This window comes from Azospirillum sp. OGB3 (assembly GCF_014192915.1).
Lineage (GTDB): Bacteria > Pseudomonadota > Alphaproteobacteria > Azospirillales > Azospirillaceae > Azospirillum.
On sequence record NZ_JACHYN010000058.1, the window covers coordinates 1 to 2,098 of the forward strand.

The 2,098-nt window shown below is 64.0% G+C and carries 2 protein-coding genes; both read left to right on the forward strand.

What is annotated here, in order from left to right:
- Positions 1 to 91: 91 nt before the first annotated feature.
- Complete coding sequence (locus tag FHW79_RS32205) at positions 92 to 568, forward strand: hypothetical protein (RefSeq protein WP_183182677.1); 477 nt, start codon at positions 92 to 94, stop codon at positions 566 to 568.
- A 30-nt stretch (positions 569 to 598) separates the two neighbouring features.
- Positions 599 to 2,068, forward strand: coding sequence for an ISL3 family transposase (locus FHW79_RS32210; protein ID WP_183182678.1), 1,470 nt, complete (start codon positions 599 to 601; stop codon positions 2,066 to 2,068).
- The last annotated feature ends 30 nt before the right edge of the window (positions 2,069 to 2,098 follow it).

The window sequence follows — 2,098 nt, forward strand, 5'->3', positions numbered from 1 at the left end:
GGCTCTCCGGAAAATCGGGTTGATGGGCAGCCGCCGTCATGGCATTGTTAAATCGGATTTTTAGGTTGATCCCATAGAGGAGCGCCGCGCCATGAAGCGAAGAACGGCTCAGTGTGCCTTCGTCTTCCAGCGTCTCTATGACGTGCTGAGCTGGGGGAACGAGTCCCGGAATGGTGGCCCGATGGTCTTCCGTAGTTACGGTGGCCTGACGTGCGGCACGATCTACGACGACGAACTCGACTTCATTACTGCTTTTGCCGAGAAGTTCCCTGGCCGCACCGACGACACCCAAAACGCAGCGGCCCGCCTGCGTCGCCTGCTGAAACAGTTGGCGGATGATGGCTGGCTCGACCGAAAGGTGCGGCCGAATTATAAGGAGTATCTTGGTGAGGGCGGTAACTGGTCGTACGAGTATTCGTTGCCGCAACAACTCGCGATGAAAATTCGCGACGGGAAGACTACCGCTGAAGAAATGGCGCGTCGCTATCAGGGTGACAGCGAACTGCTGAAGGACGCAAATCGCTGGTACAGCGGCGCCCAGGTTTCCGAGATGGAAGGCCGGCGCTGAACGCTGTCCCCACGGATCACGAGCCGACGCATGCCGGACTCCCGCTTCCTGGATAGGGCTGGTAGAAGGCTGTCGGTCAACGACAACCGGGACGCGGCGCTTTTCATGTCCGACATCCTCAACCTCCCTGGCCTGGACGTGATCGAGACCAGGGAGGACGCGCACGATTACCTGATCCGGGTAGGCCGCCGCCGCGCGCTCGACGCCTGCCCCTACTGTGCCGGAGGACCGATGGTCGCCAACGGCACCAAGACGCAGGGTCTCAGGGACACTCCGGTCCACGGCAAGCGGGTGCTGATCGAGTGGTCGCGGCAGCGCTTCCTGTGTCGTGGCTGCGGCCGGACCAGCTACGACCAGCACGAGGCGTTCGACCCGGATCGCCGGATGACCAAGCGGCTGGTGGAATACATCGGCCGCACGGCGCTGCGCCTCACCTTCACCGAGGTCGCGGCCGGTGTTGGTGTCGATGAGAAGACCGTTCGGCTCGTCTGGTCAGACTGGTCCGAGCGGGAGATCGGCCGCCTGGAGTTCGCCACACCCCGCTGGCTGGGCATCGACGAGGTGCACCTGATCGGTAAGGCCCGTGGTGTGTTTGCCAATGTGGAGGCCCGCACGGCGCTCGACATCACCGCCGACCGGAGCCAGAAGACGGTGGCGACGTGGCTGACCAAACTCCCGGCCAAGGAGACGGTGGAGATCGTCACCATGGATATGTGGCGGCCCTACTACGATGCGGTGCGCGCCCTGCTGCCGCGCGCCGTAGTGGTGATCGACAAGTGGCACGTCCAGAAGATGGCGAATGAGGCCCTGGAGGGCGTGCGCAAGGCGCTACGCGCCGATCTGCCACCCGCCCGCCGTCGCCGGTTGATGCATGACCGCTTCGTACTGCTGACCAGGCGCCGTGACCTGCGCATGGATCAGCAGATCGTGCTGGAAGCCTGGACGAACGAGTTCCCCTTGCTGAAGGCCGCCTACGAGGCGAAGGAGGACTTTTTCGGCATTTGGGAAATCCCCTCAATGACCAGCGGCGACGCCAGGGAGGCGTATCGGTCCTGGGCGGAGCGGTTGCCGGCCGAACTGCGGCCGGGGTTCGGCGCGCTGACCACGGCGGTGGGCAACTGGAGCGCACCGATCTGGGCTTACTTCGACGTGCCGGGTGGACCGACCAACGCCTACGTCGAGGCACTGAACGGGCTGGTGAAGGTGCTGAACCGGATGGGGCGCGGATACAGCATAGAGGTGCTGCGGGCCAAGGTGCTGCTCGCCCACGGTGCCAGCAAAATCGGACCGATGCCGAAAGGGAAGCTGCTGCGCGACTGGCAGGGCGACCTTACCCCGCCGGCCTTCCTGCGCCGCCCCGCCCTTGAACGGCCGCTGAAGGGAGCGGGCAACACCGTTGAATTCATCACCACCCTGAAGGCGCTCCCACCGGCGCCGGATGTCCACTTCGGCATCGACCTATCAACCTTGGCGCGGCTGATCGAGGAGGATGCGATTTGACCCCGGATCAACCCGATTTTCCGGAGAGCC